At 68.9% G+C, this 14,139-nt stretch carries 15 protein-coding genes and 1 pseudogene; 11 read left to right on the forward strand and 5 right to left on the reverse strand.

What is annotated here, in order from left to right:
* Positions 1–31: 31 nt before the first annotated feature.
* From ACSQ3Y_RS19435 to ACSQ3Y_RS19455, 5 genes and pseudogenes are all read right to left on the reverse strand, one after another.
* Positions 32–358, reverse strand: coding sequence for a hypothetical protein (locus ACSQ3Y_RS19435; RefSeq protein ID WP_057203087.1), 327 nt, complete (start codon positions 356–358; stop codon positions 32–34).
* The gene (locus tag ACSQ3Y_RS19440; RefSeq protein ID WP_057203088.1) at positions 358–753 is read right to left on the reverse strand and encodes a phage holin family protein; all 396 of its coding nucleotides are present in this window, start codon (positions 751–753) and stop codon (positions 358–360) included. The genes ACSQ3Y_RS19435 and ACSQ3Y_RS19440 overlap by 1 nt, the downstream gene beginning before the upstream one ends.
* 65 nt (positions 754–818) lie before the next feature.
* Positions 819–1,124 carry a DUF883 family protein gene (locus ACSQ3Y_RS19445; protein ID WP_057203089.1) on the reverse strand — a complete coding sequence of 102 codons (306 nt, stop codon included), beginning with the start codon at positions 1,122–1,124 and terminating at the stop codon, positions 819–821.
* Positions 1,125–1,280: 156 nt separating this feature from the next.
* A pseudogene (locus ACSQ3Y_RS19450) lies at positions 1,281–2,304 on the reverse strand (NAD(P)/FAD-dependent oxidoreductase).
* Entirely contained in the window at positions 2,301–3,347 is a 1,047-nt protein-coding gene (locus ACSQ3Y_RS19455; protein ID WP_436178538.1) for a histone deacetylase family protein, read from the reverse strand. Before ACSQ3Y_RS19455 ends, ACSQ3Y_RS19450 begins: the two are co-directional and overlap by 4 nt.
* Positions 3,348–3,698: 351 nt before the next feature.
* Between ACSQ3Y_RS19455 and atzF the strand changes: the two genes are divergently transcribed.
* The 11 genes from atzF (at position 3,699) to biuH (ending at position 14,127) form a co-directional block, all read left to right on the forward strand.
* The gene (gene atzF / locus ACSQ3Y_RS19460) at positions 3,699–5,441 is read left to right on the forward strand and encodes an allophanate hydrolase (protein WP_436178539.1); all 1,743 of its coding nucleotides are present in this window, start codon (positions 3,699–3,701) and stop codon (positions 5,439–5,441) included.
* Positions 5,442–5,492: 51 nt separating this feature from the next.
* A complete protein-coding gene (locus tag ACSQ3Y_RS19465; RefSeq protein WP_436178540.1) occupies positions 5,493–6,512 on the forward strand; it encodes an ABC transporter substrate-binding protein in 1,020 nt (339 codons plus the stop codon).
* 11 nt (positions 6,513–6,523) lie between these two features.
* Positions 6,524–7,354, forward strand: coding sequence for an ABC transporter permease (locus tag ACSQ3Y_RS19470; protein WP_057203092.1), 831 nt, complete (start codon positions 6,524–6,526; stop codon positions 7,352–7,354).
* Positions 7,351–8,172: an ABC transporter ATP-binding protein gene (locus tag ACSQ3Y_RS19475; protein WP_436178541.1), complete on the forward strand. Its 822-nt coding sequence runs from the start codon at positions 7,351–7,353 to the stop codon at positions 8,170–8,172. Before ACSQ3Y_RS19470 ends, ACSQ3Y_RS19475 begins: the two co-directional genes overlap by 4 nt.
* Positions 8,169–8,378, forward strand: coding sequence for a DUF4089 domain-containing protein (locus tag ACSQ3Y_RS19480; protein WP_436178542.1), 210 nt, complete (start codon positions 8,169–8,171; stop codon positions 8,376–8,378). Before ACSQ3Y_RS19475 ends, ACSQ3Y_RS19480 begins: the two co-directional genes overlap by 4 nt.
* Positions 8,375–9,793 carry an AtzE family amidohydrolase gene (locus tag ACSQ3Y_RS19485; RefSeq protein WP_436178543.1) on the forward strand — a complete coding sequence of 473 codons (1,419 nt, stop codon included), beginning with the start codon at positions 8,375–8,377 and terminating at the stop codon, positions 9,791–9,793. Before ACSQ3Y_RS19480 ends, ACSQ3Y_RS19485 begins: the two co-directional genes overlap by 4 nt.
* A gap of 14 nt (positions 9,794–9,807) precedes the next feature.
* The gene (gene hpxZ, locus ACSQ3Y_RS19490) at positions 9,808–10,188 is read left to right on the forward strand and encodes an oxalurate catabolism protein HpxZ (protein ID WP_436178544.1); all 381 of its coding nucleotides are present in this window, start codon (positions 9,808–9,810) and stop codon (positions 10,186–10,188) included.
* Positions 10,189–10,251: 63 nt separating this feature from the next.
* Positions 10,252–11,373 (forward strand): BMP family ABC transporter substrate-binding protein, encoded by a 1,122-nt coding sequence (locus ACSQ3Y_RS19495; protein ID WP_436178545.1) that lies wholly within the window; start codon positions 10,252–10,254, stop codon positions 11,371–11,373.
* 13 nt (positions 11,374–11,386) lie between these two features.
* Positions 11,387–12,487 carry an ABC transporter permease gene (locus ACSQ3Y_RS19500; RefSeq protein WP_436178546.1) on the forward strand — a complete coding sequence of 367 codons (1,101 nt, stop codon included), beginning with the start codon at positions 11,387–11,389 and terminating at the stop codon, positions 12,485–12,487.
* A complete protein-coding gene (locus ACSQ3Y_RS19505; protein ID WP_436178547.1) occupies positions 12,484–13,404 on the forward strand; it encodes an ABC transporter permease in 921 nt (306 codons plus the stop codon). Before ACSQ3Y_RS19500 ends, ACSQ3Y_RS19505 begins: the two co-directional genes overlap by 4 nt.
* A 21-nt stretch (positions 13,405–13,425) precedes the next feature.
* A complete protein-coding gene (gene biuH / locus ACSQ3Y_RS19510; protein WP_057267678.1) occupies positions 13,426–14,127 on the forward strand; it encodes a biuret amidohydrolase in 702 nt (233 codons plus the stop codon).
* The last annotated feature ends 12 nt before the right edge of the window (positions 14,128–14,139 follow it).

A 14,139-nucleotide genomic window follows, 5' to 3' on the forward strand; every position in this document is an offset into this window, starting at 1 on the left:
GACCTGTTCCGAGGCCACCTGAGGGAGACCGTCAGGCCCTGCGCGCCAGAAAGGGCCGCAGCCGGGTGACCAGCGGCATCGCCAGGCCCACCCATCGGACCAGGCGGCGCGGCCCCGCCACCAGGGCCACACCCACCAGGGCAGCCACCGCTGCCGGGTGCTGCTTGGCAAAAGCCGCAGCCCGCAGCGCAAACGGCTCCTCCGACGAGGCCTGCTGCGCGGACTGGGCCAGCGCCACCGATTGGGCGCGTGCGATGCGCCGCGCGCGGATGCGCTCGCGCTGCTTGGCAATGCGGTCGAGCACGCGCTGCTGCTCGGCCGTGGGTTCGGGAACAAAGGCTTGGTTGTCGGCAGCCATCACAGGCGCTCCTTGATGTCGCGCCAGTCCTGGGCCAGCTCCTGGCGGGTCAGCGCAAAGCCGTTGCCGGCCCGTTTTGCAACGGACACGAGGCTGAGCAGCGTGCCACCCCAGCCCAGCAACCAGGCCCCGGCCACCAGCCAGCCCACCAGCACGCGGTGTTCGGTATCCCAGAAATGCACCAACACCGCCATGGACAGCATGATGAGTGCCACCACCGTAAGCCCGCCGAGCAGAATGGTCAGCACCAGCAGTTGCTGCAGGCGCTGCTTCTGGTCCCGCCATTCCAGGCGGGCCAGATCCATCCGGTCTTCGGCTGCAATGGCCCCTTCTATGACATTAGCGCGCCAGCGCGCCACCAGCGCATCCAGGCCCAGAAGAGCAAGCCAGTTCATCAGTGTCCTTGGGTTCTACGAAGTGGAGACAAGCGGTGTCTGTGCAATGTCAGAGCGTCGTCGTTTCAGCGGCGGGCCAGCACGAAGCCCACCAGCGCACCGACAGCCAATGCTGCACCGGCGACACGCCACGGCTCGTCGTGAGCATAACGGTCTGCCGCGAGCGCTGCGTCCTTGGCTTGGCGGGCTGCGTCCTGCGCGGCACGCACTGCCGATTCGCGTGCAGTCTGCAGGCCATCGTCCAGCTTCTGGCGCAACAGCTTGATGTCTGGCACGGAATCAAGGTCCTTGCTCGACAGCAGGCCGCGCAGATCAGAGACGAGTTTTTCCAGATCGGCCTGGGTCGTGGAGATGGAGTCGGAAACGCTCATATGGCAAACCTTTCTGTGTACAAAAGAAAAAATCACATCCCCTGTCCGCCTACCGGCCAATGATGTGGCGCTCAATACCATCTTAGCGGACACATCGCCAAAACCCTTGTAGGACTTGGACGCAATGGCTTACGACTGGCATGGAGTTGACACGCATCACAGCGCTGCCACGTGCGCGCCGATGGCCAGTGAACTGGTCAACCCCGGCGACTCGATGCCGAACAGGTTCACCAGGCCCGGCACGCCATGCACTGCCGGCCCCTGGATCACGAAGTCGGCCGCAGGCTCGCCCGGGGCACTGATCTTGGGGCGCATGCCGGCATAGGCTGGAACCAACGCGCCGTCCTTGAGGCCAGGCCAATACCTGCGCACCTCGGCGTAGAAGGCATCGCCCCGGGCAGGGTCCACCTGCAGGTCGGCCGGGTCGTCCACCCACTGCACGTCGGGGCCGAAACGGGCCTGCCCGCCCATGTCGAGCGTCAGGTGCACGCCCAGGCCGGCGGCCTCGGGCGCGGGGTAGATGAGGCGGCTGAAGGGCGCCCGCCCGGCCAGGGTGAAATAGCTGCCCTTGGCGTAGTGCGGCGTGGGCACATGGCGGGCGTCCAGGCCCTCTAAGCGCCGCGCCAGGCCGGGTGCGGCGAGGCCCGCCGCATTGACCACCGTACGTGCCAGCAATTCGGTGCCGTCGGCGGCCTGCAGGTGGATGCCTTGGGCCGTGCAGCGGGCATGGGCCAGCGGCGAGTTGAGCGCCACCAGGCCGCCCGCATGCTCCAGGTCGCCCTGCAGGGCCAGCATCAGCGCATGGCTGTCGACGATGCCCGTGCTGGGTGAGTGCAGCGCCGCCACGCACTGCAGCGCGGGCTCCAGCGCTTGCGCGGCCTCGGCATCGAGCCATTGCAGGTCAGTGACGCCGTTGGCACGGGCGCGCACTTCGATGCCCTGCAGCGCAGGGATCTGTTCTGGGGACGTGGCCACGATCAGCTTGCCGCAGCGCCGGTGCGGCACGCCGCGCTCAGCACAGTAGGCGTACAGCAGATCGCGCCCCTGCACGCACAGCCGGGCCTTGAGCGAGCCCGTAGCGTAGCGTGGATGACCTCGCTGTTGCGCGAGCCAGGGCCCTGGCCACCGCCAGGCCCACCACGCCGGCACCCACCACCACGCAGTCGACGGTATCGCTCATCGCGCCGCTGCGTGATCGAAGCCGTCGAGCACGTTCACGGCGTTGTTGCCCAGTTCCGCCGCCGCGTACCCCCCTTCCAGCACGAACACCGTGGGCAGCCCCAGGGCCGCCAGGCGCTCGCCCAGGCGCGTGAAGTCCGAGGTCTTGAGCGCGAACTTGGAGATCGGGTCGTCCTCGAAGGCATCGAGCCCGAGCGAGACCACCAGCGTGTCCGCCCGGTACTGCGCGATGCGCACGCAGGCCTGCTCCAGCGCGGCAAACCATTCATCAGCCGTGGTGCCTGCGGGCAGCGGCAGGTTGAGGTTGAAACCTGCGCCCTCGCCGTCGCCGGTTTCGTCGGCATGGCCCAGGTAGAACGGGTACTCGGTCAGCGGGTCACCATGCATGCTGATGAACAGCACGTCGGCACGGTCGTAGAAGATGCTCTGCGTGCCGTTGCCGTGGTGGTAGTCCACGTCCAGCAGGGCCACACGCTGGCTGCCCTGGTTGCGCAGCCACTGGGCCGCCACGGCGGCGTTGTTGAGGAAGCAGTAGCCGCCCATGAAGTCGGGCCCCGCATGGTGGCCCGGCGGGCGGGTACAGCAGAACGCGGCCCGCGCGCCCTGGGCCACGCGGGCCGCTGCGCTGGCAGCGGCGTCGGCCCCGGCCTTGGCGGCCTCCCAGGTCCCCTCGGCCATGGGCGTGCCGTTGTCCATGGAGTACAGGCCCAGTTTGGCCACGAAGTTGTCCGGCTCCACGTCGCTGCGCAGGCTGCGCACCGGCCACACCGAAGGGAAGGGCTGGACCGAGGCGTTGGCCGCATCCAGCGCCAGCCACTGCGACCATGCGTTCTGCAAGAAAGCCAGGTAGCGCGGCGCATGGACCTGGGCCAGCACCGGCGTGCTGTCCACGTCGGGCACCAGCAGGCCATGGCCGCGCTCCAGCAGGGCGTCCTCCACATATTGGGCACGGACCGGCTTCTCGAAGCACGGCACGCGCTCGCCACGGTAGAACTCATGGACCGGCGCATGCCGGTAGTGCAAGGGGTTGTGGAAGGAAATCATGCGGGCACAGACAGGAAATGATTTTGCCCGCGTCCGTCGATGCATCCCACGGAGGCCGGCAGGGCTCACCACTTTAGCGCGTCCCACACCGCTCGAAACGCTGCCCATGCACCAGACCGCAGCAAAAGCGGGCGCCCGTCAGCGCCGGCAGCCGGCCGCATGTGCCGCGCCTCACGCGCCGGCACCAGGCCTGGTCCGGGCGCAAAAGCCACGGGCTTCCCTTTGAGCGCTAGGCGGTTCTTGCCGGACTTCCCCCCTTGCGGCACATGGACCTGACCGATCCGCTGCGGACCCGGCCGCCCTGGCACAGCGCTTGCATCTCTTCTTGTATCCAAGATTGAATTCTTCAAAATGGTGCAAGCAACTAACTCCCTGGTGGCCGAATTTCCTCCTGTGCCTGACGGTTCACCGCCCCTCCCGCTGGCTGAGCAGGCCTGGCTGGTGCGCTGCGAGCCCGCCGTCGCCGGCAGGCCTGGCGGCCCGCTCAGCGGCCTGCGCTTTGCGGTCAAGGACAACATCGACGTGGCGGGCTACCCCACGTCCGCCGCCTGCCCTGCCTTTGCCTACATGGCCACAGCCCATGCGGCGGTGGTGCAGCGCCTGCTCGACGCCGGCGCAACGCTGGTGGGCAAGACGAACCTGGACCAGTTCGCCTGCGGGCTCAACGGCACGCGCTCGCCGCACGGCGCGGTGCCCAATGCGCTGGACCCGGCCTACGTGTCGGGTGGCTCCAGTTCAGGCTCGGCCTACGTGGTGGCCACCGGGCAGGTGGACTTCGCGCTGGGCACCGACACGGCCGGTTCGGGCCGGGTACCGGCCGGGCTGAACAATATCGTGGGCATCAAGCCGACCAAGGGTCTGGTCAGCGCCCGCGGCGTGGTTCCGGCCGCGCAGAGCGCCGACTGTGTCTCCATCTTCGCGCGCACGGTGGACGTGGCGGCCCGGGTGCTGCAGGTCGCACAGGGCTATGACGCGCAAGACCCCTATGGGCGGCAGCTCACCCTGGCCACCAAGCCATTGCCCGCCAGCTTCCGCTTCGGCGTGCCCGATGTGCTCGAGTTCTTTGGCGATGCAGCGGCCGAGGCGGCATTCGCCGAGGCCGTGGCCCGCCTCAAGGCCCTGGGCGGCACGCCGGTGCCCATCCCCTACGCGCCGCTGGCCCAGGCCGCAGCCCTGCTTTATGAAAGCGCGCTGGTCGCCGAACGCTATGCCGCCGTGCGCAGTTTCTTCGACCAGCACGAGAACGAGGTGGTGGAGCCGGTGCGCAGCATCCTGGCCAGCGGGCGCCGCTACAGCGCGGCCGACCTGTGCGATGCACAGACCCGGCTGCGCGCCCTGGGCCAGCAGGTGGCACCGATGTGGCAGGGCCCCGAGGCCATCGACCTGCTGCTGGTGCCCACGGCCCCCACCCACTACACCATTGCCGCCATGCAGGCCGACCCGGTGGTGCTCAACCGCAACCTGGGCGCCTACACCAACTTCGTCAACCTGCTGGACTATGCCGCCATCTCGGTGCCCAGCAGCCTGCGCGCCGATGGCCTGCCCTTCGGCATCACCCTCATCGGCCCCTGCGGCAGCGACTGGCAACTGGCCGAGCTGGGCCAGCGCTACCACCACGCCACCGGCCTGCCCCAGGCCGCCGGCAGCACGCCCTTGCCCGCGCCCCAACCCATCGCCGGGCTGCAGGCACCCGCCACAGTACGGGTCGCCGTGGTCGGTGCCCACCTGAGCGGCATGCCACTCAACGGTCAGCTCACCGAACGCGGCGCCACGCTGGAGCTGGCGACCGAAACGGCCGCCGACTACCAGCTCTACGCCCTGCCCGGCACCGTGCCGCCCAAGCCCGGCCTGCTGCGCGTGGCGCCGGGCCAGGGCAAGCGCATCGCGGTCGAGGTGTGGCGCATGCCCGCCGCGCACTACGGCAGCTTCGTCGCGCTGATCCCGCAGCCGCTGGGCATAGGCACGCTCACACTGGCCGACTCCAGCAGCGTGCAGGGCTTCATCTGCGAGCCGCTGGCGCTGGCCGGTGCGCGCGACATCAGCAGCTTCGGCGGCTGGCGGGCGTACATCACGTCGCTCAAGGCCGGCAACTGACGCATGCCCCTTTCATCCCCTCACCTTTCAACCTTGCTGCAGGAGCCTGCCATGACATCCCACAGTTCCATCCCATCCACCGGCACTATCACCAGCACTTCGCGCCGCCGCGTCCTCACAGCCTCGGCCGCCACGCTGGGCATGCTCGCAGCCCCTGCCCTGGTGCGCGCCCAGTCCGGCCCCAAGGTCCGCATCGGCTTCTGGCCCGTGGCGGCCGGTTTGCCTTTCTTCGCTGCGGTGGAGAAAGGCTATTTCAAGGAGGCGGGCCTGGATGTGGAGCCGCTCAAGTTCGCGGGCGCCCAGCAGGTGATGGAGGCCATGCTCTCGGGCCGCTCCGACGGCAGCTCCAACGGCACCGGCTCGGCCAACCTGGCCATCGGCGAGATCGCCCAGCCGGGCCTGTTCAAGATCTTCGCCACCAACCCGAGCAACGCCAAGTTCGTGCTCGACCAGTTCATCACCGGCAAGGACAGCGCCATCAAGACCATGGCCGACCTCAAGGGCAAGAAGGTCGCCTCGGGCCCCGGCATCCAGAACATGACGCTGTGCAAGACCATGCTGGAGCGTGCCGGCGCGACGGGTGCCACCGTGACCGAGCTGCCCATTGGCCAGCACATCGCCTCCATCGTCGCCGGCCAGGTCGACGCCTGCTACACCCTGGAGCCCACGGGCACCATCGGCCGCATGAACGGCACCACGCGCATCATCGAATCGGGCGTGGTCGCCAAATACATCCTGGGCGACGCGATGGCGCCCTGGCACGGCGGCGCAGCCAGCCTGACCAGCGAATTCATCAAGAAGAACCCCGAGGTGGCCAAGAAGTTCATCGCCGCCTACGCCCGCGGCATCGAGCTGGTGCGCACCAAGCCCGACGAGGCGCGGCAGTTCATGAAGGGCTACACCGCCATCGAGGGCGCGCTCACGGCCGAGGTGCCGCTGGCCTCGTACATGCTGCACAACGAGTTCAAGCCCAGCGACCTGGCGTACTTCCAGAAGTTCTACGACCTGTTCACCGAAAAGGGCATCTTCGACAAGAAGGTCGTGGTCGACAGCCTGATCTACAAGGCCTGAAGGGGCGCGCCATGGCCGAAACCACCTCCACCACCGCCGGCGCCTGGTCGCCGCCCGCAGGCAAGGCGGCATCCGCTGCGCCCAAGACGCCCGCCTGGGACAAGCTGCTTCCCTTCGTCGGCCCCCTGGCCCTGTTCATCCTTTGGGACCTGGTGGTGCGGCTGGGCTTCATCAAGCCCATCCTGCTGCCACCACCCGGCGCCACCGTGCTCACGCTGGTCACCGGCCTGGCGGGCGGGCCGCTGCTGCTGGACTTCGCGGTGACCGTCTGGCGCACGGTGCAGGCCTTCCTGATCGCGGCCGTGATCGGCGTGCCGCTCGGGGTGCTGCTGGGCAGCAACGAGCGCGCCTACCGCAGCGTGGAGTTCTTGATCGACTTCTTCCGCTCCACGCCCTCGTCGGCACTGATCCCGCTGTTCCTCCTGATCTTCGGCGTGTCGGACGTGAACAAGGTGGCCATCGCCGCGTTCGGCGCCTTTTTGATCGTGATCTTCAACAGCGCCTACGGCGTGATCAATGCCCGCAAGCAGCGCGTGATGGCGGCGCGGGTCATGGGGGCGTCGCGCTGGCAGATCTTCAAGGACGTGCTGGTCTGGGAGAGCCTGCAGCCCACCTTCGTCGGCCTGCGCTCGGCCGTGTCGATGGCGCTGGTCATCGTGATCGTGGCCGAGATGTTCATCGGCTCCGATAACGGCCTGGGCCATCGCATCATCGATGCGCAGCAGGTGCTCAACGTCAAGAGCATGTACGCCGCCATCCTGGCTGCAGGCGCCCTGGGCTATGCCCTCAACATCCTGTTCCTCGTCGCCGAACGCAGGATCGTTCACTGGAGCGGCCGATGAACACCGTCGTCAATGGCGCCGTGTATGCCGATGTGCCCAAGCGTGTTTTCACACCCGGCCCGGCAGGCACCCACATCACCATCCGCGGGCTGACCAAGTACTTCGCCGGCTGGCCGCTGTACGAGGACTTCGACCTCGACATCCCCAAGCACAAGATCGTCTCGGTCTTCGGCCCCAACGGCTGCGGCAAGAGCACGCTGATCAACATGATCGCCGGCCTCGTGCCCATCGACAGCGGCGAGATCCTGTTCGACGGCAAAAGCCTCAAGGACACCAAGATCGGCTATGTCTTTCAGAACTACCGCGAAGCGATGTTCCCGTGGATGCGCACCATCGACAACATCGCCTACCCGCTCAAGCTCGAAGGCAAGAGCAAGGCCGAGGTGGACCGCCGCATGGCCGAGCTGGTGGCCTCGTTCGACGTGAAGTTCGACCTCAACCGCTACCCCTACGAGCTCTCGGGCGGGCAGCAGCAGACGGCCTCCATCATGCGGGCGCTGGCGCCCAAGCCAGAGGTGCTGTTCCTCGACGAGCCCTTCTCGGCACTCGACTTCGAGATGACGCTGTTCATCCGCGAGAAGCTGCAGGAGGTGTTCATGCAGACCGGCACCACCATGCTGCTGGTATCGCACGACCTGGAAGAAGCCGTCTACCTGGCCGACGAGGTGCTGCTGCTGACCAAGCGCCCCACCCGCGTGGCCGAGATCCTGCACTACGACGATGCCCGCCCGCGCACCCTGGCCACGCTCAGCGAGCCGAGCTTCGTGGCCATGAAGAAGCTCAGCCTGGAGATCTTTCAGCGCGAGGTGCGCCGATGAACGCGGCCGAGCTCGAACGCTACCTCGACGCCGCGGCCACGGCCGTCGGCCTGCCCATCGCGGCCGAGCACTGCCCGGCCGTACTCGGCTACCTGGCGCTGGCCAGCGGTTTTGCCGACACCGTCAACGCCGTGCCGCTGGACGCGACGGACGAGCCCGCCATGGCCTTCGTCCCGGTGCTGCCTGCCGGGGGAGGCCGCGCATGACGGCGCCCTGGTGGCAACAGGACGCCGCCGGAATGGCACAGGCCGTGGCGGCGCGCGACGTATCCGCCACCGCGCTGGTGACGGCCTGCCTGGACCGCATCGAGCACACCGACGCCCGCGTCAACGCCTTCACCGCCGTGCTGCGGGCACGGGCCCTGGCGCGCGCCGCCCGCATCGATGCCGGCCTGGCTGCGGGGACGCAGGCCGCCCTGCCCCTGCTGGGAGTGCCCTTTGCCGTGAAGAACCTGTTCGACGTGGCGGGCCTCACCACGCTGGCTGGCTCCAAGATCGAGCGCGACCGCCCGCCCGCCAGGGCCGACGGCTTGCTGGTGCAGCGCCTGGAGGCAGCGGGGGCCATCCTCGTCGGGGCGCTCAACATGGACGAGTACGCCTACGGCTTCACCACCGAGAACAGCCACGAGGGCGCCTGCCACAACCCGCACGACCTGGCCCGCATCGCCGGTGGTTCGTCGGGCGGCTCCGGCGCGGCCGTGGCCGCAGGCCAGGTGCCCATCACGCTCGGGTCGGACACGAATGGATCGATCCGCGTGCCGTCTTCGCTGTGCGGCGTGTTCGGCCTCAAGCCCACCTTCGGGCGGCTGCCGCGCACAGGCAGCTTTCCCTTCATCTCCAGCCTGGACCACCTGGGCCCCATGGCACGCAGCGTGCGCGATCTGGCGCTGGCCTACGACGCCATGCAGGGCCCCGAAGCGCCCGCCGCACACACCGATGCCGGCTGCGCGCAGCGGCCGGCCGAGCCGGTGGCCCGCGACCTGGACAAGGGAATCACCGGCCTGCGCATTGGCGTGCTGGGCGGCTACTTTGCCGACAACGCCCTGCCCGAGGCCCGCGCCGCCGTGGCCCGGGTGGCACAGGCGCTGGGCGCACAGGCCGAGCCGGTGGAGCTGCCGCTGGTGGAGGCCGGCCGTGCGGCGGCGTTCCTCATCACCAACGCGGAGGCCGGGGCCCTGCACCTCGACAACCTGCGCACGCGCGCGGCCGACTTCGAGCCGCTGTCACGCGACCGCTTCCTGGCCGGCGCGCTGATCCCTGCCGCCTGGGTGGCACGCGCCCAGCGCGTGCGCAGCCGCTATGCCCACGAAGCCGCAAGGGTACTGTCGCGCTACGACCTGCTGCTGGCCCCCGCCACGCCCTGCGCGGCCACGCCCATCGGCACCGAGCGGTTCGACCTGAACGGGCGCGACCTGCCGCTGCGCCCCAACATGGGCCTGCTGACCCAGCCCCTCTCGTGCATCGGCCTGCCGGCGTGCGCCGTGCCGGTGTGGGGCACGCACGCAAGCCTTCCGATCGGCGTGCAGATCATCGCTGCGCCCTGGCGCGAAGACCTGGCGCTGCGCGCCGCCGCCGTGCTGGAGGCTGCGGGCATCTGCCGCGCGCCCATCGCCACTTTGTGAAAGCCATCCTTCCCATGCCCTACACCATCAACCAGCCCGAGGTGCTCGCCGAGGTCGAGGCCGTGTTCGCCCGCTACGAAGATGCCCTGGTGCACAACAAGGTGGAGGTGCTCGACGAACTCTTCTGGGACAGCCCCCACACCCTGCGCTACGGCGCCACCGAGAACTTGTATGGCTACGCGCAGATACAGGCCTTTCGCGCCGGGCGCCCGGCCCAGGGGCTGCAGCGGCGCCTGCTCAGGACCGTGATCACCACCTATGGCCGCGACTTCGCCACCGCCAATGTCGAGTTCCAGCGCGAGGGCAGCGCCCGCACCGGCCGCCAGAGCCAGACCTGGCTGCGCACCGAGGCCGGCTGGCGCGTTGTCGCAGCCCACGTGAGCCTGCTCGACTGACCCCATCCCCTTCCCGTTGAACCCACCCCTGCCGAAAGGACCGCCATGAAACACGAGAAACCCATGTCCCGCCTTGCCCACCCGAACCGCCGCGAATCTCTTTTCTCCCTTGCGGCGCTGGGGGCTGCCGGCACCCTGGGCGGCTGGGCGCCGCAGGCCAACGCGCAGGCCCCGCTGACCGTGGGCGTGATCTATGTCGGCCCGCGCGACGACTACGGCTACAACCAGGCCCATGCCCAGGCCGCGGCCGAGCTCAAGAAGATGCCCGGCATCAAGGTGGTGGAAGAAGAGAACGTACCCGAGACCGCCGCCGTGCAAAAGACCATGACCGGCATGATCGCGCAGGACGGCGCCAAGCTGCTGTTCCCGACCTCGTTCGGCTACTTCGACCCGCACCTGCTGGCACTGGCCGCCAAGTACCCCGAGGTGCGCTTTTCGCACTGCGGCGGCATGTGGACCGAAGGCAAGCACCCCAAGAACGCGGGCAGCTTCTTCGGCTACATCGACGAATGCCAGTTCCTCAACGGCGTAGTGGCCGGCCACATGAGCAAGAGCGGCAAGATCGCCTTCATCGCCGCCAAGCCCATCCCGCAGGTGCTGCGCAACATCAATGCCTTCACGCTGGGGGCGCGCTCGGTCAAGCCGGGCGTCACCTGCAGCGTCATCTTCACGGGCGACTGGTCCATGGCCGTGAAGGAAGCCGAGGCCACCAACAGCCTGGCCGACCAGGGCTGCGACGTGTTCACCATGCACGTGGACGGGCCCAAGGTCATTGTCGAGACCGCGGCCAAGCGCGGCAAGATGGTCTGCGGCTACCACGCCAGCCAGGCCAAGCTGGCGCCCCAGGCCTACCTGACGGGGGCCGAATGGAACTGGCTCACGGCCTACACCACCATCATCGAGGCGGCCCGCACCGGCAAGCCGCACCCCAACTTCCTGCGCGGGGGCTTGAAGGAAGGCTTTGTGAAGATGTCCGCCTACGGCCCGGCCGTGAGCGACGCCGCCAAGAAGCAGGCCGACGACACCAAGGCCAAGATGATCGCGGGCGGCTTCGACATCTTCAAGGGCCCGCTCAAGAACAACAAGGGCAAGGAGGTCATCGCCAGCGGCAAGTCGTTCAAGCAGACCGACCTGGAGCTGGAAAAGATGGACTACCTGGTCGAAGGCGTCCTCGGCTCGTTCTAAGCAAGGGACTGCCATGCACTCGGCCGCCAAGGACGCCCTTTTGCCTATCGCCGCCATCGGGCTGGCGCTGCTGCTGTTCGGCGGCTTCGTCGGCTTTGCGGGCGTGAACCCGATTGACGTGTGGACTACGCTGTTCAAGGGTGCGTTCGGCGACTGGTTCTCGTGGCAGAACACCCTGCAGCGCTCCGCACCACTCATGCTCACGGCCCTGTGCGTGGCCCTGCCCGCGCGGGCGGGGCTGACCATCATCGGGGGCGAGGGCGCACTGGTGCTCGGCGGCCTGGCCGCCGCGGCGCTGCCCATGGCCGTGGCCTTGCCCGACAATGTGGCGGGCACGGCGCTGGCCTGCGCCGCAGGCGCCGTGGCCGGTGCGCTGTGGATCATGCTGGCGGGCTGGCTGCGCCAGTACCGCGGCATCAACGAGACCATCAGCAGCCTGCTGCTGTCGTACGTGGCCATCGGCCTGTTCAAGCACTTCGTGGAGGGCACCCTGCGCGACCCTGCCAGCCTGAACAAGCCGGCCACGCCCAGCCTCGATCCGGGCCTGCTGATCGGTGGCATAGCCGGCTCGGACGTGCACTGGGGCCTGGTGCTGGGCGTGCTGGCCTGCGTGGCGCTGGGCCTGTGGCTGCACTGGACGGCTTCGGGCTTCTCGATCCGCGTGGTGGGCGGCAACCCGCGCGCCGCGCAACTCGTGGGCCTTCCGGCCACCCGGCTGATCCTGGTGGCCTGCGCCCTGGGCGGCGCGGCGGCAGGCCTCGCCGGTGCCGTGGAGGTGGCGGCGGTGCACACCAATGCCAACGGCGCGCTGATCGCGGGCTACGGCTACGCCGGCATCCTCGTGGCATTCATCGCGCGGCACAACCCGATCGCCATCATTCCGGTGGCCATCCTGTTCGGCGGCTTCGGCGCGGCGGGCAGCCTGCTGCAGCGCCGCCTGGGCCTGCCCGATGCCTCGGTGATGGTGCTGCAGGGCATTGCCTTCGTGCTGATCCTGGCCAGCGAGGCGCTGCACGACGTGGACTGGCGGGCCCTGTGGGCCCAGCGGCGCAGCCGGCCCGCCGAGGCGACGACCCCAGCCGCCCCTCCCACCGCGAATGTGGAGCCCATATGACCGCAGACCAATGGATTGCCCTGGTGGCCGGCATCGTGGGCGGAGCCCTGCGCGTGGGAGTGCCCTTCCTGTTCGTGAGCCTGGGCGAGTGCCTTACCGAAAAATCCGGCCGCATCAACCTCGGGCTGGAGGGGGTGCTGGTGCTGTCGGCCATGACCGCCTTCGGCGGCGCCTACCTGACCGGCTCACCCTGGCTGGGCGTGTTGGCAGGGGCCACGGCAGGTGCCCTGCTGGCCACGCTGCACGGCGTGCTGTGCTCGCTGCCCCGCGTGAACGACGTGGCCACCGGCATTGCGCTGATGCTGCTGGGCACGGGACTGGCTTTCTACCTGGGAAAGCCGCTGATCCAGCCGCAGGCACCGCAGATCCCGGCGCTGGCGCTGGGCGGCTGGAGCGATTCGCCGGTCGTGCAGTCGGCCCTGCAGGTCAACGCCCTGCTGCCGCTGGGCATCGTGCTGGCCGTGGCCCTCTGGTGGGCCTTTGCGCGCACCCGCTGGGGCCTGCTGGTGCGGCTGGCGGGCGACTCGGCCAACGCCACGCGCGCGCTCGGCTATTCGGTGCCCGGCATCCGCATCGCGGCCACGGCGGCGGGCGGCTTCATCGCCGGGCTGGGCGGCGCCTCGCTCACCCTGTTCTACCCCGGCAGCTGGAATGAGGGCATCTCCAGCGGCCAGGGCCTGATCGCCGTGGCACTGGTGATCTTCGCGCGCTGGAACCCGCTGCGCTGCATGGTCGCCGCCCTGCTTTTCGGCGGGGCCGGCGCCATCGGCCCGGCGCTGCAGTCGGTGGGTGTGGGCTGGGGCTACCACCTGTTCAACACCGTGCCGTATGTGCTGACCTTGCTGATCCTGGTGCTGACCTGCAAGCCCGGCAGCGTGGCCGCTGGCAGCCCGGGCGAACTCTCTTCCAGCAAATAACCCTCCGAAGGAACCGCCCTCGTGACCACCCCAACCACCCGCCATGTCCAGGCCAACCCCTATGCCTGGCCCTACAACGGCGACCTGCGCCCGGACAACACCGCGCTGATCGTGATCGACATGCAGACCGACTTCTGCGGCATCGGCGGCTATGTGGACGTGATGGGCTACGACATCGCCTTGACGCGCGCGCCCATCGCGCCGCTGCAGCGCCTGCTGCCGGCCCTGCGGGCGCAGGGCTACCGCGTCATCCACACCCGCGAGGGGCACCGGCCTGATCTCGCCGACCTGCCGGCCAACAAGCGCTGGCGCTCGCGCCAGATCGGCAAGAACAGCCTGGGCATCGGCGACACCGGGCCGTGCGGGCGCATCCTGGTGCGCGGCGAGCCCGGCTGGGAGCTAGTCCCGGAACTGGCGCCGCTGCCCGGCGAGGTGGTGATCGACAAGCCCGGCAAGGGCTCGTTCTACGCCACCGACCTGGACATGGTGCTCGGCCTGGCAGGCGTGCAGAACCTGGTCCTCGCTGGCATCACCACCGACGTCTGCGTGCACACCACCATGCGCGAGGCCAACGACCGCGGCTACGAGTGCCTGCTGCTGTCCGACTGCACGGCCGCCACCGACCCCGCCAACCACCAGGCCGCATTGAACATGGTGACCATGCAGGGCGGAGTGTTCGGCGCGCATGCGCCCTCCAGCGCGCTGCTTGCCGCACTGGCCTGAAGGAAAAGGAAG

The sequence above is a fragment of the Acidovorax sp. LjRoot66 genome (genome assembly GCF_964253305.1).
Lineage (GTDB): Bacteria > Pseudomonadota > Gammaproteobacteria > Burkholderiales > Burkholderiaceae_C > Acidovorax.